Raw genomic sequence first — 25861 nt, 5'->3', positions numbered from 1 at the left:
AGGCTGCTATCCTTTTTTCGTTTTTATTTACAAATAGTTTATTTTGAGAACAGGTTTAATTGATATAAGCTTAAAACGGTTGATAATTTGAGCACCAAACAGTATCTGACTTATTTGTATTTGTTTCTTGCCTGCCTTATGTTGGGGAAGCAATCTGCCGATGCACAGCAGGTGCGCAGGGAAAAAATCTATCTGCATCTTGATAAGGAAAATTATTTTACGGGTGAGCATATTTGGTTTAAGGTATACCTGGTGAATGATGAAAACCGGATATCGGATTCTTCGGGCGTTAGCTATATTGAACTTATTGATCAGCATAAAGGACTGGTAAAACAAATAGCGCTTAATACAAAACTGGGGCTGGCGGTAGGCGATTTTACAATAGATACCACTATGGAGCCCGGGCGCTACTATATACGGGCCTATACACGCTGGATGCAGAATTTTGGCGACTCACTGTTCTTTCAAAGGGCGGTGACTGTTTTTAAAAAGGATCCCCAATGGTTGTTGAAAAAGACCCGGGTTACAGGTGCGCGTCAGTCCGGAACTGGCCGGCTCAATGTGGACCTGAACCTGGAGAAGGGGCGAAGTAATGCGGAAGCTGTTACAAATGTGTTTGTTTATTCCAATGGAAAACGAATCAACAATAGTAAAATAGCGATAACAAATGGAGCGGCGAAAATTGATCTCGACCTTAGCACTAAAGAAGCTGCGGGACCATTAACAGTGAAAACGGGAGCCTCTGAAGAAAAGATTGATAATGTTGTGGAACTATTAAACAAGCCAGCCCTCGATCTGCAATTTATGCCTGAAAGCGGTTATTTAGTAGCCGGTTATTTGAATAAGGTAGCATTTAAAGCAATAGGACCGGATGGGTATGGAGTATCCGTTTCCGGGAAGATTGTGGGAGGAAAGAATACGGCTCCAATCCCATTTCGCTCTGTTTATAGAGGGATGGGGACCGTGGCATTTACACCGTTAGCCGGAGAGCAGTACACGGCGGTTTTAGAGGATGGTACAACAATTCAGCTTCCCGGAGTGCAGGCGGAGGGAACACTGTTGCAGGTGCAAAATGATCAAAAGCAGTTGGCTATAACAGCCATTTGCTCCGACCGGAAACAGGGCGATTTGTTTTTGGTTGTTGAATGCAGAGGGAAGGAAATGACAAGAAATGATTTGGAAAACTCCGGGAAAACGTATCAGTTTACGTCAGACCTGGATGGGTTTGCGCCGGGGGTATATGTTGCAAAACTGATGCGGAAGGATGGTGCCCTTTTGAATGAGCGGGCATTTTTTGTTAAGCCCCAGGCAGGGAAGATGAGGATCCGTACCGTTGTAAGCCGGGAGGCGGACGATAGTGTGATGGTGAAAATTAATACTCCGGTGAATGTTGCAGGCAAAGGCGTTGGGATTTATTCGGTATCGGTAACGGATGATTTCCTGGAGCAGCCTGCAGCAGATCGCTCCAGCATCCTTTCCTATTTATTGCTGGAGTCGGATTTGCGTGGGTATGTGGAAGGGCCAGCCTGGTATTTTTCGGAGGATGCAGCTGCAAACGAAGCGCTGGATGCCCTCATGCTGACCCAGGGATTTGTAAGGTATGAATGGAAACCAGCCGGTTTTAAGGAACAGGCCGAACATGAGTTTGAGGTGAAGGGGAAGATCACTAATGCTTTATTCAGGGGAGTGTCTGGTAAAAAAATAGCCCTTTATGGAAAAGGGATCGCAGATACCTATATCCGGCTGTATACTGCCAGTAAGGAAAAGGGGTTGTTTACCTTCAATAATGTGCCGCAATTTGATACCACCTATTTTGATGTACGGGAGTTTGCAGAAGGGAAGATTGAAAATCCCCGGGATCTGCAAACGTACACGGTTAAACGGAAAGTGGGCCGTGGCCTCGAGATCATAAAGCCCCGGTTTCCGGCTCCCGGGCTTTCCTATATCCTGGGCGATTCGGTGGATCATGCAGCATTGGTACGGGAGCATAATCAGTTACGTTATGAGGATGCCAGGGAGGTGTTAAAGGGTGAGGGCGTATTGGAAGAAGTATTTGTGGAGGGGATCAAAAAGATTCCCCGGTCAAAAAATCTGAACGGCGCAGGGAAGGTAGATCTGGCGTTGAGTCAAAAAGATCTCATACGGAATGCGGGAAAGAGCCTGACCCAGACGTTGCTGGAAAGAGTACCGGGCTTACAGGCCATGCCCTCATATAGAGCAGGGGCTAATACCGCTTCGACGGTCTGGAGTATTATGGACCCTAAAACGAAAAAGATGATAGCGAGGCCGGTTTATTTCCTGTTTGACGGAATGTGGGCGGGCTCTATTGATGGATATAGTAAGGATGATCTATTTAGTGCGGATGAGCTTTTGGGCATTGAGGTAATGTATTCCCGTAAATATACGGAGGCCTACTACAGGAAATATATGGAAGACATAAGAAGATTTAGCCAATCCATAAAGGGCCTTTCCGAATATGAATTCGCCATTATTGAGATAACAACCAAAGCCGGAAGGGCAGGGTATTACAGGCCGGGTAACGCTGCTGCGGCGTATAGTCCGGTGCCTTTTCATTATGGCAAAACCGTGTATACTCCTTTATACCTGCACACACCGGAGGGTGAAAAAAACAGGGCGGCCACTCTATACTGGAATGGTAACCTGATTACGGATACAACCGGTCAAACAGAAATGAAGTTTTATCTTCCAAAAACCGTTAAAAATTATACGATCCGGACAGAGGGGATTGATGTAAATGGCTACCCGGCGGTGGGGGTGCAGGCAGTGAATAGTCAATAGGTATTTTATTCCAGGTCACAGGTGAAAAGTAAAATGGGTAATTTGTTTTTTGGGGAGGAGGCGACGCTGTGGGTATAAACGAAGATCTCCGTACCTGGGGGCTACTTGTTTAAGTAAGATCCGGACCATCATTTTCTTTGCCAGCTATGGCTCCCTCCTTGCGGGACAAAAGTGGAGCAATCCCGAAGGCTTGATTTGTAATCAGCGGGGTTGTAATCAAAGTATCTGATTGCAAAAATTATGATTACAGGTTTGTAATCAGCAGAATTGTAATCAAAAAAAAATATTACAACCGGGTTGATTACAGCGTAGCCTGAGTTTAAAGTATTGCGATCATGCTAAGGGGGCTGACCCTGGTGTTGGTGCCGCCGGCAATAAAAATCCCGGTAACTGGCAAAAGTTACCGGGATATATGTTCAGGATAAATAACCATTTTGGTATCATTAAAACTCGTGCCCCAGTTTTTCTTTTTTGGTGCGCAGGTATTTTTCGTTGTGCTCGTTGGGGCTGATGACAATGGGCACGCTTTCCACAATTTCCAGCCCGTATCCGATAAGGCCAATGCGTTTGCGGGGGTTATTGCTCATCAGGCGCAGCTTGGTCACGTTCAGGTGCCGCAGGATCTGGGCGCCCACGCCATAATCGCGTTCGTCCATTTTAAAACCCAGGTGCAGGTTGGCTTCTACGGTATCCATGCCGTTCTCCTGCAGTTTATAGGCTTTCAGTTTGTTCATGAGGCCAATACCCCGGCCCTCCTGGTTCATATATAATATAAGTCCCTTGCCCTCCTGCTCTACCATTTGCATGGCCTGGTGCAGCTGGTCGCCGCAATCGCAGCGCAGGGAGCCCAGGATATCGCCTGTGAAGCAGGATGAGTGTACTCTGGTGAGTACCGGTTCATCCTTTTCCCATTCTCCTTTTACAAGTGCCAGGTGCTCATTGTTGCTGTTTTTGTCGCGAAAAGCCACCAGGGTAAAATTGCCGTATTTAGTGGGCATGTTTACCCGCACAATCTCCTCAATCAACGAATCGCGTTTCAGCCGGTATTCGATAAGGTCTTTGATGCAAATAAGCGTCAGGTCAAATTTTTTGGCTACTTCCACCAGGTCCGGCAGGCGGGCCATGGTGCCGTCATCATTCATGATCTCCACCAGTACGGCTCCGTGCGGATAAGGAAAACCTGCCAGTCGCGCCAGGTCTGTGGCCGCTTCTGTATGGCCCACACGGCGCAGGACCCCACCTTTTTTGGAACGCAGGGGAAAGATATGTCCCGGGCGGCCCAGGTCCGAAGGGTTGGTAAAAGGATTATTGAGCGCTTCAATGGTTTTTGCCCTGTCCGATGCGGATATACCTGTACCGCAGCCATTGCCCAGCAGGTCTACCGAAATAGTAAAAGCTGTTTCATGCAGTGCTGTATTGTTGGTGACCATTGGCGGAAGATTCAGCTCATTGCAGCGTTCTTCAGGAAGCGGTGCGCAGATGAGGCCGCGTCCGTTTTTGGCCATAAAATTTACTATTTCGGGGGTAATCGTGGCGGCGGCGGTAATAAAATCGCCTTCATTCTCACGGTCTTCGTCATCCACAACGATCACCAGCTTGCCATTTTTTATTGCTTCAATGGCCGTTTCTATGGTATCAAACATATTTTTTGGAAAAATTTGTACAAAGATAACGATTGTAAGCGGGGTTTGGTTTAGGAGGTTTAATGTTTGCATGCTGGATACCGGGTGTAGTTTAAGATTCACAGTTCAGCTACCGGTGACTGTTGGCCCGGGCGTTTATGCCAGGAGCTCAGGTCTCAATTCTCAAATCCGGATTCCTTGTTGAAAGAGATTGATTTCTGTCAATAAATGAACGAGTGTTAGTTAATTGGTTATAATTTGTTAATATTGGCCCTTAAAATGTTAAAGTTTATTCTGTTTCTTTGCCCCCTGAAATCACTTAATCCTAAATTATGCTAAAGAAGATTTATCTATTCATAGCTGTGGTGTTGTTTTCCACGGCTTTTCTGCATGCCCAGGTAACAACCAGTAGTATTACAGGTAGTGTGAAGGGGGATAAAAATACAGCACTGGTAGGGGCCACTGTGGTATTGACACATACACCCACGGGGACGACCTACAAAGCTGCTACGAAAAATGGTGGAATATTCAATATTCAGAACATCAACCCGGGCGGCCCTTATACCCTCGAGGTGTCGAATGTGGGGTACGAACCTTATAGTTCGTCTAATATTAATATTCCATTGGGTGAAACCTACGAGGCTACGGTTGATCTGACCATCAGTGCACGGCAGCTCACTGAAGTTATTGTTACCGGAACTGCGAAAAACCAGCGGATTGGCGCTGCCACCAATATTTCCAGAGCACAAATAACCACCCTTCCAAATATCAGCAGGAGCCTGTTGAGTGCGACCAAGCTTACCCCCCAATCTAATGGCGGAAGCTTTTTGGGTATGAGCGACCGGTTTAATAATATAACAGTTGATGGTTCGATCTTCAATAACAATTTTGGACTGGGATCCAATGCACTTCCCGGCGGTGCTTCCCAGCCCATTTCAATTGATGCAATTGATCAGATTCAGGTGAACCTGGCCCCTTATGATGTGCGTCAGGCCGGCTTTACAGGGGCTGGTATTAACGCAGTAACCCGCAGAGGTACCAATAACTGGTATGGAACGGTATATGATTATTATAAGAATCAAAGTTTTAACGGAAGGAAAGTGGATGGCAAGAGCCTTCCGGAGCAATTAAAATCATCTTCCAATATTGCGGGTGCCAGCATTGGCGGCCCTATTATTAAAAACAAGCTGTTCTTCTTTATAAACGGGGAATATGAAGACCGGACAGCTCCCGGACAAACGGGAATTGCTCAGAATGCCAGCAATAAGGGTCAGCCCAACGTATTGCAATATGTAACAGAAGAGGATATGAACAAGGTGAGTGACTTTCTGAAGACAAAAGGCTACGATCCTGGAAAATACCAGGACTATGATTTTGGCACTACAAATAAGAAATTTCTGGCGCGTATCGACTGGAACATCAACGACCGGCATCGCCTTACCGCCCGCTATAACCAGTCTCAAACAACGGATGATGTACTTGCCAATACCAGCAGCGGCCCTAACCCGCGGCTCTCCAATGGAAGGACGGGCGGTAGTGTGATTGGCAACGGTTTAAATTTTTCAGGCAGCAACTATCAGCAAAACAACGATGTTTACTCCGGGGTTCTTGAACTTAACAGTAAGTTATCGGGAGGTGCAGCCAATCAGTTGCTGGCCTCTTTTACAAAAATCAAAGACTACAGGGCAACACCGGGAACTCAATTTCCGTTTGTGGATATCATGAGAGATAAGGACAATGTATTGATGTCTTTTGGTTCTGAGATCTATTCATACAAAAATTCTCTGAGTAATAGTACCTGGAATATATCTGATAATTTTAGCTGGAACATTGGCCGGCATAGCTTACTGGCAGGTGCCAGCTTTGACTACCTCACATTTATAAACTCCTTTGCTAATTACGGTGGACAAAGTTATTACCGGTTTGCTTCCATCAATGACTTTATCAATGACTCAGCTCCGGTTGTGTATGCCATAACGTATAGCAATACAGATCGTACCGATATTACACCGGCTGAAGCAAAATTTGGTCAGTTAGGATTTTACCTGCAGGATATTTTTACCGTTAACAGCCAGTTGAAACTGACCTACGGCGCCCGTTTTGACATACCGTTTTACCCGGGTACAACATTTAAAAATGATGCTCTTGCCGCTGCAGCGTTGCGGGACCGGAATGGAAATCCCTTTAAGGCAGACGTAGGCGTATGGCCCAGGACACAGTTATTGATATCTCCAAGAGTTGGATTTAACTATGATATAACGGAAGATAAATCCTGGGTGCTGAGAGGTGGTACGGGTATCTTTACAGGAAGAATCCCATTTGTGTGGCTGGTGAATCAATCGAGCGACAACGGTGTGCTAAACACGCTGTTTAGCGCAAACGCGTACGATAAAAATAAGGACGGATCATTTAAATATGACATGAGCCAATATCCGTTTAGTACGGACAGGACTGCTCATGTTCCTGATCCTTTGCCAACTAATGCCAGCGGTAATACAAATGCCTCTTATTATAGTGTTACCTCTCCTGAGTTTAAAGTTCCCCAGGTGTGGAGGAGCAACCTGGCTATAGATAAACGTTTGGGCAACGGCTACATGGCCACTATTGAAGGAATCTATTCAAAGACACTGAACTCTGTGTACCACTACAATGCAAACCTGGGTAATACTACCGGTACCTTAAATGCCACGGGGGACGCAAGACCTGTTTATACCAAGAGCCTGTTATCGGATGTTGGCCAGGTCTTCGTTATGGATAACAATAATAAAGGATACTCCTTTGCGCTTACAGGCCAGTTGCAAAAAACATTTTCTCAAAACTGGCAGGCCTCCATTGCCTATACTTATAGTATAGCCAAGGATGTATCGCCCAACAACGGAGACCGGTCTCAAAGTTCATGGACGCAGAATGCCATTGTAAATGACCCGAACCATCCGGAACTAGGGTATTCTTCTTATAGTGTTCCACACCGTGTAACAGCGTTTGCCTCCTACCGGTTTGAGTATGCCAATAAGAGCCTGGCAAGCACCATCTCCATGTTGTATTCAGGATCTTCACAAGAGCGTTATTTGTACCGGTATAGCGGCGACTTAAATAGTGATGGTGCAACAAATGACCTGTTGTATGTTCCCGGTAGCCGCAGTGGCCTGGAATCGATGTTTACGCAATTGGATATAAAGGATAAAACCGGAGCGATTGTAGAATCTTATACGCCGGCACAGCAGGCAGATGCATTCTGGACCTTTGTTGAGAATGATAAATACTTAAAGAAGCACAAGGGCGGTTATGTGGATAGATACGGTGCACTATTGCCCTGGATAAACCGGCTTGACTTAAGGTTCCTGCAAGATATGGCGCCAGTTGTCGGAGGAAAAAAACATACTTTTCAGATCAGTCTGGATATACAAAACTTTCTTTCCCTGCTGAATAGCTCATGGGGGAATCAGTATATATATAGTTATGGCACCTACTCTGATCAGGCTATTGCCGGGGCAGATAAAGGAAAGTATACGTTCCTTCCGTCTAATGCCAATAAACCAGTATATGATAAATATTATGGTTTAAGAAGTACGTGGGGCATGCAGTTGGGTATCCGGTATATTTTTTAAAAGGAGATTCATATAGTATATTCACTACCGCCTTTGGGCGGTTTTTTTTAGCGCCGATGGTTTTTGGATACCAGGGCCCACCAACCGGCTAAAAAAAATCAAAAACCGGACAAATGACCGTATATTTGTGTCAAATATACAGGCTATGAAATTCTCAAAGAAAAACGATCACAAGGAATATAAACCTGATAACCTCCTGGAGGAGCCCGCTGCGGCTTATTATCCCGGCAGCAGCAGGATCGGTTTTTCGATTACATTAATGGGCCTTAAGGAGGATCAGGCTTTCAAGACGGTCCGGAATACCGCCGACTTTATAGATCGGATCCGTGAAGGGCTGCCCAAAAAAGCCCTGGATCATCTGGCTGGGGTAATGGGTGTGTCGGACGCAGAAATGGCCCGTATGATTCATACTTCGGACAGAACATTACGGCGGTATACCGCTGCCCAAAAATTAAATGCCGAACAATCTGAACGGGTTATTGAACTGGCGCGGCTCTATGCAAGAGGCGTTGATGTTTTTGATGATCTTGACAATTTTAAAACCTGGATGCGTGTTCCCGTTGATGCGTTAGGTGCAAAAAAACCCATTGAGTTTTTAGATACTTCTATGGGAATAGAACTTCTCATGGATGAACTGGGGCGTATTGAACATGGAATATTTGCCTAAGGAGCTTCCTGGTCTGCAAAACAGGGGTAACAGCCCGCCTTCTCAATAACGAAAAATGAAAATCTACCGCATTAGTAAATGTGCCTATATTGATGATCTGAGCGGCAAGGGAGCCGCAACTTTTCCGGGCCGCTGGCATAGTAAGGGTACCCATATTTTGTACACGGCTGCTTCTCCATCGCTAGCCTTGCTGGAAAGTGTTGTACATATTACAACGATTATAAAACTGGAACTTTGTATTATTGGATTGGAGATGCCGGAAAAAAGCATCCTGGAAATATCGCCGGCCCAGCTTTCGGAGGGGTGGTTCCGGAACCCTCCTCCAGATCAGCTAAAGCGGATTGGTGATGAATTTGTGAAGGATGGCGCCTTTCTTGCATTGAGGGTTCCTTCGGCCGTAATGCAGGAAGATTTTAATTACCTCCTGAATCCCCGGCATCCCGATTTTGAAAATGTAAAACTGATTTACAGCCGGCATATTCATGTGGACCAGCGATTGCTTCGCAAGCCGGAATAGTTGTTTTCTGCCATATAGCTGGTTTTTGTAAAAAGCCGTTTTGAAAAATTCTGCAAACGGATCGTCTGTTGCAAGGCATTATCTTTGCCCGCTATGCAATCCCAGGGAATTACGATTTATACAGATGGCGCGGCCCGTGGCAACCCGGGGCCCGGTGGTTATGGTGTTTTGCTGATGTATGGAAAACATCTGAAGGAGTTATCCGGCGGCTTTCGGTATACGACCAATAACCGGATGGAGCTAATGGCTGTAATTGAAGGATTGCGGGTACTGAAAACAGCAGCATTACCGGTTACCATTTACTCCGATAGTCAATATGTAGTGAATGCTGTTACGAAGGGATGGCTGAATAACTGGGTGCATACCGGTTTTAAGGGTGGTAAAAAAAATAAAGACCTGTGGATGCAATACTACCAGCTTGCTCAAAAATTTCAGATCCGTTTTGTATGGGTAAAGGGCCACGCGGATAACCCGTATAATAACCGGTGCGATGAACTGGCAACGGCCGCTGCGGATGGGAGGAATCTGGCAGAGGATGTGGGGTATGAAGGATAGTTTCGGGTTTAAGGTTCAAGGTTTAAAGTTTCAGGTTGTGCCTTGTTTAACACTCCGGCAGGCTCAGCGGCACGTTTACTGCCAGCCCGCCGTCTGCGGTTTCCTTGTATTTAAAATTCATATCCTGGGCGGTGTCCCACATGGTCTTAATCACCTCGTCGAGGGACACCCTGGCAAAGTCCGGTGTGCTTTGGAGGGCCAGCTGGGAGGCGGTGATGGCCTTAATGGCGCCCATAGTATTGCGTTCAATGCAGGGGACCTGTACGAGCCCGCCAATGGGATCACAGGTCATACCCAGATGGTGCTCCATAGCAATTTCAGCAGCCATCATGGCTTGCTTTTGTGAGCCACCCAGGCCTTCTGTTAAAGCTGCTGCCGCCATTGAAGAGGATACGCCGATTTCTGCCTGGCAGCCGCCCATTGCAGCGGAAATGGTAGACTCTTTTTTAAAGATGCTGCCGATTTCTGCAGCGGTCATCAGGAATTTCCGGATCGACTCCAGGCTGTGTTCCCCCGGCTCCGCCTGCGTGCAGAAAAGAATAAAATAATGTAATACGGCCGGTATTACACCAGCAGAGCCATTGGTGGGGGCGGTTACTACGCGGCCAAAAGAGGCATTCTCTTCATTTACCGCCAGCGCAAAGCAGCTCACCCAGTCGAGAGTATAACTGAAATTACTGCCTCCTTTCCGGATCAGGCGAATCCATTCATCATACGATGTATAACTGGCCTGGCCGATGAGTTTTTTGCTTAATGCGGCTGCCCGTCTTCTTACGTTTAACCCACCGGGAAGCACCCCGGTTTTATGGCAGCCGCGGTAGATGCAGTCGCGCATCGCATACCATATTTTTTGCAATCCCTCGTTGGTGGCGGCTTCGCTTCTCCAGGCTAACTCATTTTCGGCTACAATTTCGCTGATAGAGAGCCCGGTTTTAATACTCCATCGAAGAAGATCGTCTCCATGATTAATCGGGAATGGCAGCTGTACATTATTATTTAAAATGGCGTCTTCGCCTTCTTCTTTTACAAATCCGCCGCCGATGGAGTAATAGGTTTTGGCAATATTTGCGCCATTGTTCAGTGTGGCCAGGAAGGTCAGTCCGTTGGAGTGGTACGGCAGGGTTTCTTTAAAAAGAAATTCAATGGAATCATGGGGGTCAAAACTGATGGGCCGGCTTCCGTTCAGCAGCAGGCTTTTTGTATCCCGGATTACTGCTATAGTGGAATCAATTTTTTCTACGTCAAAGGTTACGGGATCATAGCCACAAAGACCCAGCTGCACGGCTATGTCGGTGCCGTGTCCTATCCCGGTTTTGGCCAGTGATCCATACAGGAGAATCTTTATGGTGCTTACGGCAGTCAGCTGCTGTTGTGCCTTCAGGTATTGCAGAAAGCGTTCTGCCGCCCGCCAGGGCCCCAGCGTATGCGAACTGGATGGTCCAATCCCGATCTTTAACATGTCAAAAACCGAAATTGGCTCGTATTGCATATTTTAGTTTTTAGACCTCGAAATTACAACAATACTCAGTTTTCCACTTTTATTAATTCGATATCAAAAAACAGCGGCTGGTTGGTTAGTGTGCCATACCGGGTGTCGCAGCCATAAGCAAGGGCGGAGGGCAGGAGGAGCTTGATGCGGCCGCCTTCTTTGATTTTGGAAAGACCCAGGTACCAGCCGGGGATGATTTCGTTCATCCGGAGAACCGCCCCATCGGGTTTTTTTGCATAGCTGGAATCAAAGCCTGCCCCGGTGAGCAACCGGCCTATATATTTTACAGTAATCTGACTATTTGCGCCGGGCGTGGCGCCGGTGCCGGGGTCCATGATTTGCCACATCAGCCAGTTGGCAGTGCTACTGTCTGCTGTAATAGCGCTGTCGCGGATGTATTTTTTCATCTGTGCCGTATCACCGATAGCAGGTTTGGCCTCACAAACGGGAACGGTTTCATCTTTGATACAGCCGATGATTGCCAGGCCCAGTATCATCACCAGCCCGGCATATATTTTTTTATTCATTGATAATATTGCACTTTTACCAGTTCTACATAAAAGTATAGTGGCTGGTTGGCCATTGGTCCGTACCGGGGATCGCATCCATAGGCCAGTGAGGAGGGGATAATCAACTTGATTTTTCCGCCTTCCTTAATTTTAGGAATGCCAATCTGCCATCCCGTGATTACCTCATTTAAATAGAAGGAAGTTCCGTTGGGATCCCTTACGTAGGAGGAGTCGAACCCCTTTCCGTTTAAAAACCGGCCCACATATTTAGCCATAACCGAATTTGTTGCGGTGGGCGCAGCACCCGTGCCCGGCTCAACGATTTCGTACATCACTCCGCTGGGGTCAGTGGTTACATTTATGGAACTATCCGTTGCAAATTTTGTCATTGCCTCTTTTTCGCTTTCCACTGTTTTGGGCGTACAGGGTTTTACATCATCATTTTTAAGGCAGCCGATCGTTATCATACTTAAGATCAGTGCCAGGCCGAACCATTTTTTCATGTGTTTATTTTATGCCTGTAAAAATAATTAATTTAATAGCTGGGGGTCATATCCGTAAGCTCGTATTCATAAACCAGCTGGGAGTTGGGCGGCACCCGGTTTACACCAGACACTTCCGTACACCCAAACTGGGAAGAGGAGGGGATCACCAGCCGGATTTTTCCACCTTTTGAAATTTTGCTGATGGCATACACCACGCGAATGCCCGGACTGAAATTCCGCAGCGGCGCTGTTGGTGGCTGTTTTACTGTGAGGGAATCCACAATGGTGCCGTTCATTAGTTTTCCCACATACCGGAAAGATACCAGTGAATCGATCGTTGGCTTTGTAGTGCCGGCGCCGGTTTTTTCAATATAATAATAAACCAGCTCCTGGTTATCAAATTGAAACAACTCCTTTTGCCCGTTCTTCTGCAAAAAAGAATCAATGATCTGCCGGTCGCGTCCCAGGCTGAAACCATTGGTGCAGGCGGGCTTATCATCAGATTTTGAACATCCGGCAACCAGCACCGCCATTAAGAGGAAAAGGAGACAACCTTTCATACGCTGTTACATCAATTAGCCGGCGCCTTTACATCGGTAAGTGTATAATCGTAGATCAGCTGCGAGTAGCCGGGAACGGTTTTGCCGCCAATAGTTTGAGCACTGCAGGAAAAATACAAGGATGAAGGCAGGATTACTTTATATCTTCCTCCTTTACTTAAGGCAGAAAGAATCGTATAGTACATGGTAGGCTGGCCTTGCTGATCCAGAAGGTCTTTTAACCTTAATGCGGATCCGTTATTGTTTAGTTTGATGGTATCGGTTGTTCCAATTTCAGTGCCGTTCATTAAAGACAGGGTGAATTTATAACTGATCAGGGAATCATCCTTAGGTATGCTGCCAACCCCCTGGTCTGCAACGCCCATGTAGGCACCATAAGTGGTATTAAAATCAAGGTAGTTTAAAGAATGATCATCAATAAACGAGTCAATAACCGCCCGGTCCTTATCCAGTGTATTGGGTACACAGGTGGGGCCATTGTCTTTCATACAGGAAGCAAGGGTTGTTACGGCGGCAACAACGGCAATCACGGGTACTAATAACGTTCTTTTCATTCTTTCGATTTGAATAATAAATTAATAAATATTGATAATCAAATAATTACTTTTTGTTTTTGCGGGCCAACAAGCTTTTATAATAGTTTTCATTTATATCCCACTTGTGGTAAGACGAAAAGATACCAATAAACGCAACAATGATGATGCCGGCAATCAGCAAAATTAAAAAAAGAGAGGGATCGGCATTCGCTTCCATTGTAGCTTTTTTATACCAGCCGCTAAAAAAGTTAACAAAAATACCAATCATCAACAGGATGCCAAGAGGGGTGCTGATCAGGAAATTTTTTATTGATCGCTTCTTTTTGAGCCGGTTGGCTTCCCAGTACTTCATAAAAGCCGCTTCTTCCTTTGTATACATGACCCTTCAAAGGTACATGAAAAACAAGCAGTTTTGTCAATCTGACAAATCTTGTATATATTGCAGATCAAACAATTGTTTGTGAAACTATCGTCACTATTAGCACAGTACCTGTTAGCCCATAAGCAGTTAAGCCTACCTGGGCTGGGCATTTTTTATGCAGAAGATAATGGAAACCCGGAATACCCGGCCATCCGCTTTGAGCAGCAGCCGGTGGATGGGTTTGATGAACAGGTAGTGGAATTCATATCTTCTGAAACAGGGAAAATGAAAGTGCTGGCGATATCCGACCTCAATTCGCAGCTTGATGATGCGGTACGGTTCCTGAATACCGGAAAGCCCTATCTTTTTGCAGGTATTGGTACCCTGCTAAAAAAAGCAAACGGGTCCTACGATTTTGCGCCACATACAACACCCTTGCCGCCGCGGAAGAAAGAGGTTCCCATTACCGAAAGAAATACCGTTCCTCAAACTTATATTGAGGAAAAGCCGGGTAATGGAAGATCAAAAAAACCCGCCATTATTATTATTGTTCTGGCGGTGATTGCCATCGCTGCCACGATCTGGTTTTATTCAAAAACGGGGGAACAACCCGCAACTGTTTCGGAAGTTCCGGAAACAACGGAACATCCTGCAACCGCCCCCGATACCGCACAAAGCGGGATAAAAACGGAAACTCCTGCCCCCGCAATTCAGACATCAACAACTGGCGCCACCATTTATGTGCTGGAGATTGCAAAGGAGCCCAGGGCCTCAAAGCGGTATAACCAGCTCAAAAAAATAAACTGGCCTGTAGAGCTGGAAAAGCTGGATACGCTGCGTTATGCCATTTTGATGAAGCTCAATACCACGGCGGCAGATACAACAAGGGTTTTGGATTCCTTAAGCGCGCTTTCCGGCCGGCGGGTGCATATTCGGTATTAGAGGCTGAACGCTCAACGCTGAAGATCTGTTTCAGGTTTGAGGTTGGCTTCCGCTTCGGGCTTAGTGTTTGATTTCTGATTTCGACAAACCTGTTAAGATACGAAAATACCGTCAATCCCCGGATCTCATTCACACATTTTCACATTTTCAAATCTTCATATTAATATGAAGATCCAGTTAGCACCGGACGTCAAACTTCGAACGTCAAACCTCCAATCGAGATACAAAATACAGGTAAATGTTGAAACCGATACTCATTTTCAAATTTCACTTCCCCTACAACCCGCCGGCATATTTTCGCATCTTTATATAAAGACCCTGAAATATGAGGACATTTCTTACCCTGGCCGTTTTGGCGGTTTTGCATTTTTCCTGCGCCCATGGCCAAAAGGCGGTGTTGCCGGAAGCCCGGCAAAAAGTGGCTGTGTTGAAGCCATTGCTTGGTCTTAGCTATGAACAGGTAAAAAAAATGGAGGATGCAGAGTCCTCCTATCTTAAACTATGCAAAACCGCGGCCGGCGATGAAGCAAAACGGCAGCGGGCTAATGCGTTGCGAAGCAGCTCCCTCCAAAGGATCCTCAGCCGGGAGCAGTTTGTAAAATTCCAGGCAATAGAAAACAAACGGATTAAGCCGGTTCCGCTTCGCTCCTGACCCTGTCATTTTAGTGCAGGTTGCTGCCGTTTCATCAACTGCAACGGTATAGCGCTTATATTGGAAGACGCATTGAGCCGAACAGACCCCTTCATGCGTTCTTCGCGGGGAGACGACAGGGGTATATAATTACCCCATGGGGTGGCGGCCCGGCGCAGCCTTAACGGATCTGCTTCGGCCTGCACCGGCGTGCCGGTAATAACGGAAATAGCCTTGGCCAGCAGGTAATCATTGGTGGCACCAATGGGCTTCCAGGCGCTGGGCTGATTTTCAATACTCGTTACGGGGTAATTGGGAACCAGGTATCCCGGCAACGAAAAATCATTGCCATTCTTATCGGCATATTTTGCCACGATGGGCTGCATGGCCCATTTGGCGAGTTGTGATTTTTCGGTAGTACTTAAATCCGTAGGGTTGTATACGGTGGCTACCCGGTTATTTTTGCTGTCAAATGCATGAATGGTAATCGATGCAGTGTATTTGCCGCCGGTATTGCTGCCAATATGTACCACATTCATGTAGGGCTTCAGGCAATGGGTCAGCAATTCTGCTGCCGAGTAGGAATCATCGGTTGCGATAATGTATACGGTGCTTAAATTAAGATTGGCATTGAGCGGGTTGGAGGTTCCGGAGTTGATGAAGAAGTCTTTTCTTGAATCAGGGCCATACTGTTGATCCAGCACCGCGTTCAAAAAGCTATTGTAATTAAGAATGGTGAATACCGATTGGCTTTGTACTACAGAAGCGGGTGCTATCAGTGAGGCCAGGTAGGCCGCTGCATTGATATCACCGCCGTGGTTATACCTCAAATCAATAACAAGGTCGGTAACACCACCGGCTTTAAACCGGTTAAATGCATCATAAAGGCTGGTGTTGTAGTTGCCGATAAAAGCCGTATAAAAGAGGTAGCCTATTTTTTTTCCGTTATACCCCGGTTGATTTTGGTAGATGCTGTCTTTTAATACGGGGTTGGTTGCAATCGTCAGGGGCGTCAGGTTCACTGTTTTAGCATTGGCGTAGTTCTGATCGCTTACGTTTACGGTTATCGGGTTGCCGCTGAACAATTTTAAATAATTGCTCGTATTCATGGTGGCTCCGTCAATCTTGTCGATGATATTACCCCTCGTGATTCCCCCGGCGGCGGCCGGTGTGCCGGGATATACGTATTTTACAAATCCCTTAACTGTGTTATCTGGAAAACGATATAAAGCCAGCGCCCAGCCCAGATCCTTTGGAGTTCCGGAAAAATCGGCTAAAAGAGCATCCACATCATCGGTGATCCAGGACCAGCCATGCGTTGTGTCTATTGGGTTCAGCACGCTCTTAAAGTAGGCTTCAGGGTTGGTATCAGAAGTTTTTGGTTTTTTATTCTTCATATCATCCGCCCACAGATAATATAGTGAAAGTCCATCGTATACAAATTGTGATACAACAAGATTGTTGGTATCGGGCTTCTTATCGTCTGGTAATGCATCTTTCTTTTTGTGACAGGCAGTTGGTATGATCCATAAAAAGGCCAGCGCGGGCAGTATCAGTTTTTTCATAAAAATAGTGAGTTGTTAAAACCTTTTTTAATTTATTTCATCCATCAAATTTAACCAGCTTCTATAAACTATGTACTTTTTTTTTAAGGCAGTCTATTTTTATTTGAAATACTGAGAAAAGTGGATATTTGCCCATTCCATCAATTTATTTTATTTTTCCGGCGCTAAAACCGGCAATCAATGTTATGGCAAAAAATGATCTACGGAAGGAACAGGCATTGGACTACCATGCGAAGGGGAGACCGGGAAAAATAGAGGTAATTCCAACCAAAAAGGCAAAAACACAACGGGACCTGGCGCTTGCTTATTCGCCGGGGGTGGCCGAGCCCTGCCTCGAGATAGCAAAGAACAAAGAAGATGTTTATAAGTATACCGCCAAGGGTAACCTGGTGGCCGTTGTCAGCAATGGTACTGCCGTATTGGGTTTGGGCGATATCGGGCCGGAGGCCGGGAAGCCGGTAATGGAAGGCAAGGGGGTCCTTTTTAAGATTTTTGCTGATATTGATGTGTTCGATATAGAGATAAATGAAAGAGATCCCCAAAAATTTGTGGAAATTGTAAAGGCGCTGGAGCCCACATTTGGGGGTATTAACCTCGAGGATATTAAGGCTCCGGAGTGTTTTTATATTGAAAAGGAGCTGCGCCGGCAAATGAACATACCGGTGATGCACGATGATCAGCATGGTACGGCCATCATCAGCGCCGCCGCCCTCATCAACGCGCTGGAAATTCAGAAGAAAAAAATAGACCGGGTAAAGTTTGTGGTAAATGGTGCCGGCGCGGCAGCCATGGCCTGTGTATTGCTTTACGAGGAGCTGGGGGCCAAACCCTCCAATTTTCTAATGTTTGATAAAAACGGCGTATTGGGCAGGCATCGCAACGACCTGGAGGCCATGAAGCATCCCTTTGCCAATGCCAAAGGCGCAATTTCGCTGGCTGAGGCCATGAAGGGGGCCGATGTTTTTATAGGGCTGAGCGCGGGTAATACCGTTTCGGCCGATATGGTCAAAAGCATGGCGAAGAATCCCATTGTATTTGCTATGGCCAACCCCAGTCCGGAGATTACCTGGGAAGCGGCTACCGGCGCCCGCAGGGATATTATTATGGCCACCGGACGCAGCGACTATCCCAATCAGGTAAACAACGTACTGGGTTTCCCCTATATTTTTCGCGGGGCGCTGGATGTAAGAGCCCGGGTCATTAACACGGAAATGAAACTGGCTGCGGTGCGGGCGCTGGCCGAACTGGCAAAAATGCCGGTACCGGATATCGTAAACCTGGCCTATAACCAGGAAAAAATGGCTTTTGGCCGTGATTATATAATTCCCAAGCCATTGGATCCACGCCTGCTTACAGTTGTGGCGCCGGCCGTGGCGCGCGCCGCTATGGATACCGGAGTGGCGCATCACAAAATAGCAGATTGGGACCAATACAGTCGCGAACTGGATAAGCGCCTGGGCGTAGATAACCAGGTACTGCGGGCCATGGGTGCCAAAGCGCGGTCGGCCCCCCGGCGGATCGTTTTTGCAGAGGGCGAAAATATTAAGATCCTCAAGGCCGCCCAGATAGTTTTGGATGAGGGCATCGGATTTCCACAGCTGATCGGCGATAAAAAAGAAATTGAAGCCATTGCTGCCGAAAACAGCATCGACATATCCGGTATGGCCATCTTTGACCCGCGCAGCAAAGAAATGACTCAAAAACGAGAAGAATATGGCGCTGTCTTTTTTGCAAAAAGGGCCCGGAAAGGCTATACAAAAGAGGAAGCCTATAAGCTGATGAAAGAGCGGAATCATTTTGGATGCATGATGGTGGAGCAGGGCGATGCCGACTGTATGCTGGCGGGGCTTACCAAGAAGTATGACGAAGCCATCCGTCCGGCGTTGCAGATTATAGGCACCGAGCCGGGGGTAAACCGCGTGGCCGGTATGTACCTCGTTATGACCAAGAAAGGCCCCTTATTTCTTGCGGACACTACGGTAAACTTTAATCCCACCGCGGAGGAACTGGCAGAAATTGTATTGCTGACGGCCAAAGAAGTAAAGGCTTTTAACCTTACCCCACGTATTGCCATGCTGAGCTATTCCAATTTTGGCAGCAGCAAATCGCCGGAGGCTAAACTGGTAGCGCGCGCAAGAGAGATGGTAAAAGAAAAAATGCCCGACCTGATCATTGATGGGGAGATGCAGGCCAATATAGCGCTGAATAACGGACTCCTGCAGGAAATATACCCTTTTAGCGATCTGGTGGGGCAACAGGTAAACACGCTGATCTTTCCTAACTTAGCATCCGGGAATATTGCCTATAACCTGCTGCTGGAGATAGGGTCCACAGACGCCGTAGGCCCTATTGTGATGGGACTTAAAAAACCGGTACACCTGCTGCAGCTGGGCAGCACGGTCAGTAATATTGTGAATATGGCAATGATTGCGATCGTTGATGCACAGTTGAAGACCAAACCGGCCGGTGAAAATGACCGGAATGTGAAGAAACAGCTGTTGAAAGAAAAAGCTGATTGATTGATTTTTTAAAAGCAATCCATTGAAAATATTAAAAGAGCTTGGGGAGTTTATTAAAATGACCGGTGGTATGTTTCGCAAGCCGGAAAATGCCAAAATGTACTGGAAACAGTTTATGCTCCAGTGCAACGATATCGGTATTGGCTCGTTGGGCATTATTTGCATCATTTCCGTTTTTATTGGGGCGGTATCTACCTTACAGACGGCCTACCAGATTGTATCGCCCATTATTCCCAAAACCACTATCGCCCAAATTGTAAGGGATACGGTGATCCTTGAATTTGCGCCCACGCTTAGCTGCATCGTGCTTTGCGGCGTTGTAGGAAGTAAAATAGCCAGTGAGCTGGGCAATATGCGCGTAAGCGAGCAAATTGATGCGTTGGAAATAATGGGGATCAATACCAAGGGCTACCTGGTGCTGCCCAAGATATTGGCTGGCCTGGTAACCATTCCGCTCCTTATTATGCTGGCCATGGTGCTTGGCATTTGGGGCGGACGCCTGGCGGGCACCGCCGCGGGAATTATTGATCCTACTATTTTTGATACGGGGTTGGTAATGGCGTTTAAAGCCTATAATGTATACTTTGCCCTGATCAAATCCGTGGTGTTTGCTTTTATTATTACCGCGGTGCCTGCGTTTTATGGCTACAATGTAAAGGGCGGCGCGCTGGAGATCGGGCATAGCAGCACCCGGGCCGTGGTTGTTTCCTGTGTATTATTATTACTGGCCGATTACATTTTATCAGCCCTGCTTTTGTAAAAGAAACTTCAATAACATGATCGAAATAAAGAGTCTGAAGAAAAGTTTTGATGATAAGGCGGTCCTGAAGGGGGTTGATGTAACTTTTGACGATGGAAAATGCAACCTGATTATCGGCAGCAGCGGCAGTGGAAAAACGGTGCTGATGAAGTGTATGGTGGGCCTGATAAAGCCTACCAGTGGAAATGTGCTGTATGACGGAGACGATTTTGTAAACATGAACGATAAGGACCAAAAGAGCATCCGCGAAAAGATCGGGATGCTTTTTCAGGGAGGGGCCTTGTTCGACAGCCAAACGGTGGAGCAAAATGTAATGTTTCCGCTGGATATGTTTACCACCGATAAATACGCCAAAAAGAAAGAGCGGATAAAACAGGTGCTGGCCCGGGTTCAGTTAAAGGAAGAGGCCTACCGCAAATTTCCATCGGAAATCAGCGGCGGTATGCAAAAACGGGTGGCGTTGGCCCGGGCGATTGTGCTAAACCCCAAATACCTGTTTTGCGATGAACCTAACTCCGGGCTGGACCCTCAAACCTCGCTGGTGATTGATAAACTGATACAGGAAATTACCCGGGAATATAATATTACCACCATCATCAATACCCATGATATGAACAGCGTAATGGAAATAGGGGATCATATCACCTATATGCACCAGGGCGAGAAGGAATGGGAGGGTAACAATAAGGAAATCATCCTGAGCGAAAATCAAAAACTGAATGACTTTATTTTTGCCTCGGAGTTTCTGAAGGATGCCAAAAGCATGCGTACAATACAGGAAACCGGGGAAATTCCGAAAGATATGCCGGCAGGGGTAAAGGATGCCATCGAGGAAAAACTGAATGCAGACCTGGATGGCGATGGGCATATTGGAAATCCGGCCAAAAACAAACCCTCTTCAAAAGAATAACAGCAAACCCTTAATTTTGCACTTGCTTTTTTAAACATCTATAATTATAAGATATGGCAGTATTGGTTAATAAAGACTCAAAGATATTAGTTCAGGGATTTACAGGTACGGAAGGCACGTTTCATGCCACACAGATGATCGAATATGGTACTCAGGTGGTAGGAGGCGTAACCCCGGGAAAAGGCGGCAGCACGCACCTGGAGCGCCCCGTATTTAATACGGTTGCAGAATGTGTGAAGCAAACAGGGGCCAATGTGAGCATTATTTTTGTTCCGCCGGCTTTTGCTGCGGATGCCATTATGGAAGCTGCAGACGCCGGTATTGAGCTGGTGGTGTGTATTACCGAGGGAATTCCTGTACAGGACATGGTTGCCGTAAAGAACTTTTTGCAGGGTTCCAATACCCGTTTGATAGGTCCCAACTGCCCGGGCGTTATTACTGCCGATGCATGCAAAGTAGGTATTATGCCTGGTTTTGTGTTCAAGAAAGGACGCATTGGCATTGTATCCAAATCCGGAACGCTTACTTATGAGGCGGCCGACCAGGTGGCAAAGGCCGGGTTGGGGATCAGCACGGCCATTGGTATTGGCGGCGACCCCATTATTGGCACTACAACTAAGGAAGCCGTGGCATTGTTTATGGAGGATGATGAAACTGATGCCATCGTGATGATCGGTGAAATTGGTGGTGGCATGGAGGCCGAGGCTGCCCAATGGATTAAAGCCAACGGAAACAAAAAGCCGGTTGTAGGCTTTATCGCGGGCCAAACAGCGCCTCCGGGGCGCCGGATGGGGCATGCGGGCGCCATTGTGGGAGGAGCAGATGATACGGCCGCGGCAAAAATGAAGATTATGAGCGAGTGCGGCATTGCGGTGGTTAGCAGCCCTGCCGATATTGGAAAAACAATGGCTGGCATTATCGGAAAATAATCCCGCTAAAAAAAATATAGAAGTCCCGGACACCCGGGACTTTTTTTTATTAAAAATGTTATAAATTTGGATGCCCTCGCATACCGGATTATGCTCATTATGCAGCTGGAATGACAAACCGCTTCCTGCATGATGGGTTGCAGCCGCATGATTGCTATTTTATTTAAGCACCAAACTATATATAAAATGACATAAAATGCTCAGATAACCCCTCTTACTTATGACTGAAGGCAGCAATATATTTATTGTAGATGATGACCCCATCCATCGGCTCTTGATGGATAGATTATTTGCCCGGCAACCCAAAACCTGTAAACTGCATTTTTTTGAAAACGGACAAAAGGCGTTGGAGGCACTCCGCACATCCGGTGTATTGCCGGATCTGATACTGCTTGATATTGAAATGCCGGTAATGAACGGCTGGCAGTTCATGGAGGCATTTAGCGGGCTGGATCCGGCACTCATTGACCCGATCCGGGTTTACATGGTTTCTTCCTCTTTTTCGGATGAGGACCAGAACCGGGTGAAGCGCTACTCACGGATTAAGGGCTATATCGTTAAACCGATCCGTATAGAGAAGATTATCGAATTGCTCGGATGAGCCGAATGGGGGGTGTATATGATTCCTGTTGCCGGGCCGGCGCGGGCACGCTATATTTTCACAAGGATAAATTTGTGCCTATTAACGCATGAATCAACCACTTTTTTATACCTGATTACTATAGTATATACGTTAAGTTAAGCGGGCCCAGACCAGTTATCCCATCAAGCGGGTGGTACCCCGCCGTATTATGCTCCGTTAAGAACGCTGTGTTTACAGCAACTTGACGCAGATGAGACGCATCGGGGCCCGGTATAAAAGACCCTGACCGGAAACCGCTCTTATTGTGAGATGGGGTTGTTGTTTTATACGGATCATTTATCTTTAACAGATCATGGATTTTCAACAATTGGAAACAGCATTTTCGGGCGAGTTGTTTTATAACAATAGTAGCCTGCATCAGGCGCAAAAAATGGTGTATGCTACGGATGCCTCCGTTTATCAGGAACAGCCATTGGCTATAGCTATCCCCCGAAATAAGGAGGATATTGAAAAACTCATCCGCTTTGCAAATCAGAATCGCGTTTCGCTGATCCCCCGCGCTGCCGGTACTTCACTGGCCGGCCAGGTGGTGGGAAATGGTATTGTGGTAGATACCTCGAAATACTTTAAAAAAGTTATTGAAATAAACGCAGCAGAACGCTGGGTACGGCTGCAGCCGGGAATCATCCGCGATGACCTGAATGCCCTGCTGAAGCCTTACGGGCTGCTGTTTGCGCCTGAAACATCAACGGCCAGCAGGGCGATGATCGGGGGTATGATCGGCAACAATTCCTGTGGGCTGCACTCTATTGTATGGGGCGATACAAGGGAGCATCTGCTGGAAGTAAGGGCCTTGCTAAGCAATGGGGAAGAAGTGGTATTTAAACAAAACAGCAGGGAGGATATTGGGGCAAAGGCAGCTGAAGATACATTGGAAGGGCGTATTTACCGCGATCTTTTTGCCTTGCTCGATAATGATAAGAACCGGCAGCTGATTGGGGACCACTATCCAAAAAGAACGCTCAAACGACGCAATACCGGCTATGCGCTTGATATACTGGCCTATGAAATGGAGGCAGGCAACGGGGGCGCCAATCTTTGCCACCTGCTTGCCGGCTCGGAGGGAACCCTTGCGTTTGTTATTGAAGCAAGGCTAAACCTGCTGCCCCTGCCGCCGGCCCGTGACGCGCTGGTTTGTATACACTGCTCTTCGCTGGCGGAAGCGCTTCATGCCAACAATGTTGTGTTAAAACATGCGCCCATGGCTTCGGAGCTGGTAGACCGGTATATCATGGATTTTACAAAAGGGCATCCCGTTTACCAGCAAAACCGCTTTTTTATAGAAGGCGAGCCGGAAGCATTGCTGATGGCCGAATTTATGGAGCATGATGAAGACACGCTGAATACAAAAGCCACAGCGCTGATCAACGATCTGAAACGGAATGGACTGGGTTATGCATACCCCGTCATTAAAGGACCTCAAACCAAACTGGTATGGGATATCCGCAAAGCCGGCCTGGGGCTCATCCGCAATATGCCGGGCGATGTGCAGCCGGTTAATTTAATTGAAGACTGTGCCGTTTCGCCGGAAGATCTGCCCGCTTATATTGAAGATCTGCAGCACTTGCTAAAGGGATATGGACTGTCGGCGTCTTATTATGCCCACGCGGGCGCCGGAGAGCTGCATGTAGAGCCGATGATTAACCTTAAGACCGGCGCGGGTAAACAAATCTTTCGGGATGTACTGAAGGATACGGTGGCCCTGGTAAAAAAATATAACGGCTCGCTAAGCGGTGAGCACGGAGATGGAAGACTGCGGGGTGAGTTTATTGCCAGTGCCATGGGCGAGGGCGTGTATCATTTGTTGCAGCAGGTTAAAAAGATTTTTGACCCCGGCAATATTTTTAATGCGGGCAAAATTGTGAACACGCCTAAAATGAACGAGCAGCTGCGCTATGATCCGCAAAAAGCAAAGCGGCAGATAGAAACGGTATTTGACTATGAGCGGCAGGAAAATGTGCTGCGGCTGGCAGAAAAATGCTCCGGATCGGGCGACTGCCGGAAGTCGCACATAACAGGCGGTACCATGTGCCCTTCCTATATGGCTACCTTACAGGAGAAAGATACTACACGCGCAAGGGCCAACATCCTGCGCCAGTTCCTGACCAATTCAACAAAGGAAAATCCGTTTGATCATCCCGAGATTAAGGAAGTGATGGATCTTTGTTTGAGTTGTAAAGCCTGTAAATCGGAATGCCCTTCCGGTGTGGACATTGCCAAGCTGAAGGCCGAGTTTTTGCAGCAATATTATGATGCCAATGGTGTTCCCTTTCGTTCAAAACTGATCGCGGGTTTTACAAAATCGCAGCGGCTGGGCATACGGTTTCCTGCGCTTTACAATGCGATTGCGGGTAATCCGTTTACATCCGGGATCATTAAACGGCTGGCCGGGTTTGCTCCGGCCCGATCCCTGCCGGCGGTGGGTAAAACAACGGTGCGCCGCTGGTTTGAAGACTATCAGCGAACCGTGCCACAGCAGTTTGCAAAAAATGTCTTTTTACTGTGCGATGAGTTTACCAACTACAATGATGTGGAAATTGGTAAAACCACTATTAAACTGCTGAACGCATTAGGCTATGGTGTGGAGATACTGCAGCACAAGGAGAGCGGGCGCACCTGGCTTTCAAAAGGACTGGTGCGGCAGGCGCAAAAGATCATCATTGAAAATGTAACCCTGTTTTCCAGATTTGTAACGGCAGATCAGCCGCTGATAGGGATAGAGCCCAGCGCCTTACTGACCTACCGGGATGAAGCCCTGGATTTGGTGCCGTCCGGTTTGAGAAACGCCGCACAACAATTAGCCGGTAACAGTTTCCTGGTGGAAGAATTTTTGGCAGATGAATATGAAAAGGGGAATATAACGAGCAGCCGGTTTACCAGGAAAAAGCAAACGGTAAAGCTGCACGGGCACTGTTACCAAAAATCATTTGGTATTGTGCCATCGGTACAAAAAGTACTCGGCATTCCCCAAAATTATTATGTAGAAACAATCCCTTCCGGCTGTTGTGGCATGGCGGGGTCCTTTGGTTATGAAAAGGAGCACTATGCCGTATCTATGAAAATAGGGGAGCTGGTATTGCTGCCGGCGGTCCGCTCCGTAGCGGCGGATACGATCATTGCCGCATCGGGTACCAGTTGCAGGCACCAGATCAAAGATGGCGCAAAACGCCATAGCCTGCATCCGGTGGAAGTACTGTGGCAGGCGCTTGGATAGCTTTTTCCCGGATTGCAGCAGGTTAAGCCGCAAAAGAGCG

General features: G+C 47.1%; 21 protein-coding genes. 13 read left to right on the top strand and 8 right to left on the bottom strand.

Annotated features, from left to right (window positions below):
• Positions 1–87 precede the first annotated feature (87 nt).
• Positions 88–2799 (top strand): hypothetical protein, encoded by a 2712-nt coding sequence (locus GGU45_RS04120; RefSeq protein ID WP_435222281.1) that lies wholly within the window; start codon positions 88–90, stop codon positions 2797–2799.
• A gap of 443 nt (positions 2800–3242) precedes the next feature.
• Here GGU45_RS04120 and GGU45_RS04115 read toward each other — a convergent pair whose 3' ends face one another.
• Positions 3243–4442 carry a bifunctional 3,4-dihydroxy-2-butanone-4-phosphate synthase/GTP cyclohydrolase II gene (locus tag GGU45_RS04115; RefSeq protein ID WP_435222279.1) on the bottom strand — a complete coding sequence of 400 codons (1200 nt, stop codon included), beginning with the start codon at positions 4440–4442 and terminating at the stop codon, positions 3243–3245.
• Between the two features lie 311 nt (positions 4443–4753).
• On the opposite strand from GGU45_RS04115, the gene GGU45_RS04110 reads away from it, so the two are divergent.
• From GGU45_RS04110 to rnhA, 4 genes are all read left to right on the top strand, one after another.
• Entirely contained in the window at positions 4754–8029 is a 3276-nt protein-coding gene (locus tag GGU45_RS04110; RefSeq protein WP_435222278.1) for a TonB-dependent receptor, read from the top strand.
• Positions 8030–8174: 145 nt separating this feature from the next.
• Entirely contained in the window at positions 8175–8696 is a 522-nt protein-coding gene (locus GGU45_RS04105; RefSeq protein ID WP_435222276.1) for an Xre family toxin-antitoxin system antitoxin, read from the top strand.
• Positions 8697–8751: 55 nt separating this feature from the next.
• Entirely contained in the window at positions 8752–9213 is a 462-nt protein-coding gene (locus tag GGU45_RS04100) for an RES family NAD+ phosphorylase (RefSeq protein WP_435222274.1), read from the top strand.
• Between the two features lie 93 nt (positions 9214–9306).
• The gene (rnhA, locus tag GGU45_RS04095; RefSeq protein ID WP_435222273.1) at positions 9307–9768 is read left to right on the top strand and encodes a ribonuclease HI; all 462 of its coding nucleotides are present in this window, start codon (positions 9307–9309) and stop codon (positions 9766–9768) included.
• Positions 9769–9814: 46 nt separating this feature from the next.
• Here rnhA and GGU45_RS04090 read toward each other — a convergent pair whose 3' ends face one another.
• The 6 genes from GGU45_RS04090 to GGU45_RS04065 are packed head-to-tail and all read right to left on the bottom strand — an operon-like array spanning position 9815 to position 13726.
• Positions 9815–11257, bottom strand: coding sequence for an L-serine ammonia-lyase (locus GGU45_RS04090; protein ID WP_435222272.1), 1443 nt, complete (start codon positions 11255–11257; stop codon positions 9815–9817).
• Positions 11258–11292: 35 nt separating this feature from the next.
• Complete coding sequence (locus GGU45_RS04085) at positions 11293–11784, bottom strand: FKBP-type peptidyl-prolyl cis-trans isomerase (RefSeq protein ID WP_435222271.1); 492 nt, start codon at positions 11782–11784, stop codon at positions 11293–11295.
• Entirely contained in the window at positions 11781–12269 is a 489-nt protein-coding gene (locus GGU45_RS04080) for an FKBP-type peptidyl-prolyl cis-trans isomerase (protein WP_435222269.1), read from the bottom strand. The genes GGU45_RS04085 and GGU45_RS04080 overlap by 4 nt, the downstream gene beginning before the upstream one ends.
• 32 nt (positions 12270–12301) lie before the next feature.
• Positions 12302–12811: an FKBP-type peptidyl-prolyl cis-trans isomerase gene (locus tag GGU45_RS04075; protein WP_435222268.1), complete on the bottom strand. Its 510-nt coding sequence runs from the start codon at positions 12809–12811 to the stop codon at positions 12302–12304.
• Positions 12812–12822: 11 nt separating this feature from the next.
• Entirely contained in the window at positions 12823–13365 is a 543-nt protein-coding gene (locus tag GGU45_RS04070; protein WP_435222266.1) for an FKBP-type peptidyl-prolyl cis-trans isomerase, read from the bottom strand.
• 46 nt (positions 13366–13411) lie between these two features.
• The gene (locus GGU45_RS04065; RefSeq protein ID WP_435222264.1) at positions 13412–13726 is read right to left on the bottom strand and encodes a hypothetical protein; all 315 of its coding nucleotides are present in this window, start codon (positions 13724–13726) and stop codon (positions 13412–13414) included.
• A gap of 81 nt (positions 13727–13807) precedes the next feature.
• Between GGU45_RS04065 and GGU45_RS04060 the strand changes: the two genes are divergently transcribed.
• Together GGU45_RS04060 and GGU45_RS04055 are read left to right on the top strand one after the other, a co-directional pair.
• Complete coding sequence (locus GGU45_RS04060; RefSeq protein ID WP_435222262.1) at positions 13808–14650, top strand: hypothetical protein; 843 nt, start codon at positions 13808–13810, stop codon at positions 14648–14650.
• A gap of 325 nt (positions 14651–14975) precedes the next feature.
• The gene (locus tag GGU45_RS04055; protein ID WP_435222261.1) at positions 14976–15302 is read left to right on the top strand and encodes a hypothetical protein; all 327 of its coding nucleotides are present in this window, start codon (positions 14976–14978) and stop codon (positions 15300–15302) included.
• 5 nt (positions 15303–15307) lie between these two features.
• Here the strand turns inward: GGU45_RS04055 and GGU45_RS04050 are convergent, their stop codons facing one another.
• Positions 15308–16846, bottom strand: a complete 1539-nt coding sequence (locus GGU45_RS04050; protein WP_435222259.1) for a S41 family peptidase — start codon at positions 16844–16846, stop codon at positions 15308–15310.
• 185 nt (positions 16847–17031) lie between these two features.
• Between GGU45_RS04050 and GGU45_RS04045 the strand changes: the two genes are divergently transcribed.
• From GGU45_RS04045 to GGU45_RS04020, 6 genes are all read left to right on the top strand, one after another.
• The gene (locus GGU45_RS04045) at positions 17032–19365 is read left to right on the top strand and encodes an NADP-dependent malic enzyme (protein WP_435222257.1); all 2334 of its coding nucleotides are present in this window, start codon (positions 17032–17034) and stop codon (positions 19363–19365) included.
• Between the two features lie 22 nt (positions 19366–19387).
• Positions 19388–20125, top strand: coding sequence for an MlaE family ABC transporter permease (locus tag GGU45_RS04040; RefSeq protein ID WP_435222255.1), 738 nt, complete (start codon positions 19388–19390; stop codon positions 20123–20125).
• A gap of 16 nt (positions 20126–20141) precedes the next feature.
• Positions 20142–21035 carry an ABC transporter ATP-binding protein gene (locus GGU45_RS04035; protein ID WP_435222253.1) on the top strand — a complete coding sequence of 298 codons (894 nt, stop codon included), beginning with the start codon at positions 20142–20144 and terminating at the stop codon, positions 21033–21035.
• Positions 21036–21088: 53 nt separating this feature from the next.
• Positions 21089–21964, top strand: coding sequence for a succinate--CoA ligase subunit alpha (gene sucD / locus GGU45_RS04030; RefSeq protein WP_435222252.1), 876 nt, complete (start codon positions 21089–21091; stop codon positions 21962–21964).
• A gap of 220 nt (positions 21965–22184) precedes the next feature.
• A complete protein-coding gene (locus GGU45_RS04025; protein WP_435222250.1) occupies positions 22185–22565 on the top strand; it encodes a response regulator in 381 nt (126 codons plus the stop codon).
• A gap of 334 nt (positions 22566–22899) precedes the next feature.
• Positions 22900–25821, top strand: a complete 2922-nt coding sequence (locus GGU45_RS04020) for an FAD-binding and (Fe-S)-binding domain-containing protein (protein ID WP_435222248.1) — start codon at positions 22900–22902, stop codon at positions 25819–25821.
• Positions 25822–25861 lie beyond the last annotated feature (40 nt).

It is taken from the genome of Niabella hirudinis, assembly GCF_051201075.1.
Classification (GTDB): domain Bacteria; phylum Bacteroidota; class Bacteroidia; order Chitinophagales; family Chitinophagaceae; genus Niabella; species Niabella hirudinis.
This window is presented reverse-complemented; position numbering and strand designations above follow the sequence as displayed.

Bases quoted from the DNA above. Each gene is read 5' to 3' on its own strand.
- GGU45_RS04020 (WP_435222248.1), top strand. From the start codon at position 22,900: ATGGATTTTCAACAATTGGAAACAGCATTTTCGGGCGAGTTGTTTTAT.
- GGU45_RS04055 (WP_435222261.1), top strand. From the start codon at position 14,976: ATGAGGACATTTCTTACCCTGGCCGTTTTGGCGGTTTTGCATTTTTCC.
- GGU45_RS04090 (WP_435222272.1), bottom strand. From the start codon at position 11,257: ATGCAATACGAGCCAATTTCGGTTTTTGACATGTTAAAGATCGGGATT.
- GGU45_RS04035 (WP_435222253.1), top strand. From the start codon at position 20,142: ATGATCGAAATAAAGAGTCTGAAGAAAAGTTTTGATGATAAGGCGGTC.
- GGU45_RS04045 (WP_435222257.1), top strand. From the start codon at position 17,032: ATGGCAAAAAATGATCTACGGAAGGAACAGGCATTGGACTACCATGCG.
- GGU45_RS04070 (WP_435222266.1), bottom strand. From the start codon at position 13,365: ATGAAAAGAACGTTATTAGTACCCGTGATTGCCGTTGTTGCCGCCGTA.
- GGU45_RS04115 (WP_435222279.1), bottom strand. From the start codon at position 4,442: ATGTTTGATACCATAGAAACGGCCATTGAAGCAATAAAAAATGGCAAG.
- GGU45_RS04085 (WP_435222271.1), bottom strand. From the start codon at position 11,784: ATGAATAAAAAAATATATGCCGGGCTGGTGATGATACTGGGCCTGGCA.
- GGU45_RS04105 (WP_435222276.1), top strand. From the start codon at position 8,175: ATGAAATTCTCAAAGAAAAACGATCACAAGGAATATAAACCTGATAAC.
- GGU45_RS04100 (WP_435222274.1), top strand. From the start codon at position 8,752: ATGAAAATCTACCGCATTAGTAAATGTGCCTATATTGATGATCTGAGC.
- GGU45_RS04050 (WP_435222259.1), bottom strand. From the start codon at position 16,846: ATGAAAAAACTGATACTGCCCGCGCTGGCCTTTTTATGGATCATACCA.
- GGU45_RS04080 (WP_435222269.1), bottom strand. From the start codon at position 12,269: ATGAAAAAATGGTTCGGCCTGGCACTGATCTTAAGTATGATAACGATC.
- GGU45_RS04110 (WP_435222278.1), top strand. From the start codon at position 4,754: ATGCTAAAGAAGATTTATCTATTCATAGCTGTGGTGTTGTTTTCCACG.
- GGU45_RS04075 (WP_435222268.1), bottom strand. From the start codon at position 12,811: ATGAAAGGTTGTCTCCTTTTCCTCTTAATGGCGGTGCTGGTTGCCGGA.
- GGU45_RS04065 (WP_435222264.1), bottom strand. From the start codon at position 13,726: ATGTATACAAAGGAAGAAGCGGCTTTTATGAAGTACTGGGAAGCCAAC.
- GGU45_RS04025 (WP_435222250.1), top strand. From the start codon at position 22,185: ATGACTGAAGGCAGCAATATATTTATTGTAGATGATGACCCCATCCAT.
- sucD (WP_435222252.1), top strand. From the start codon at position 21,089: ATGGCAGTATTGGTTAATAAAGACTCAAAGATATTAGTTCAGGGATTT.
- rnhA (WP_435222273.1), top strand. From the start codon at position 9,307: ATGCAATCCCAGGGAATTACGATTTATACAGATGGCGCGGCCCGTGGC.